This is a genomic window from Plantibacter sp. MMLR14_011 (genome assembly GCF_001865025.1).
Lineage (GTDB): Bacteria > Actinomycetota > Actinomycetes > Actinomycetales > Microbacteriaceae > Plantibacter > Plantibacter flavus_A.
This window is the reverse complement of sequence record NZ_MJGW01000018.1, coordinates 1-498: the sequence shown is the minus strand read 5'-3', so window position 1 is coordinate 498 and position 498 is coordinate 1. Positions and strand designations below refer to the sequence as shown.

Genomic DNA, 498 nt, shown 5'->3' with positions numbered 1-498 from the left:
GAACGCTGCACCATCCACGAACTCCCCACCGGCATGACCCTCCTCCGCGCCGAACTCGCCCCCGAAAGCGCCGCCTTCATCCGCGCCGGCCTCGACGCCCTCATCGGCGCCACCACCCGCAAACCCCACTTCACCGACCCCGAGCAGCCGTCCGACACCGACGCCCCCGACGACTCCGGTCACCCCATGCCCCACGGCCCCACCCTCATCCCCATCGACCGACGACGCGCCATCGCCCTCACCGAGACCTTCCGCCACCTCGCCGGCTGCAGTGGCGCCGCCACCGAACTCACCCCCGTCACCATCATCATCCGCACCGACCGAGACACCCTCGAAACCGGCCTCGGCACCGCCACCATCGACGGCATCGACGAACCCATCGGAGCTGGCGCCCTCCGCCGCCTCGCCGCCGACGCCAACCTCATCCCCATGATCCTCGGCGGCCCCTCCCAAGTCCTCGACCTCGGCACCAGCACCCGCCTGTTCACCCGCGGACAG

At 71.3% G+C, this 498-nt stretch carries 1 protein-coding gene; it reads left to right on the top strand.

The features are described from left to right. A partial coding sequence (locus BIU99_RS11195; RefSeq protein WP_139205408.1) for a DUF222 domain-containing protein occupies positions 1-498 on the top strand: 498 nt, incomplete at both ends.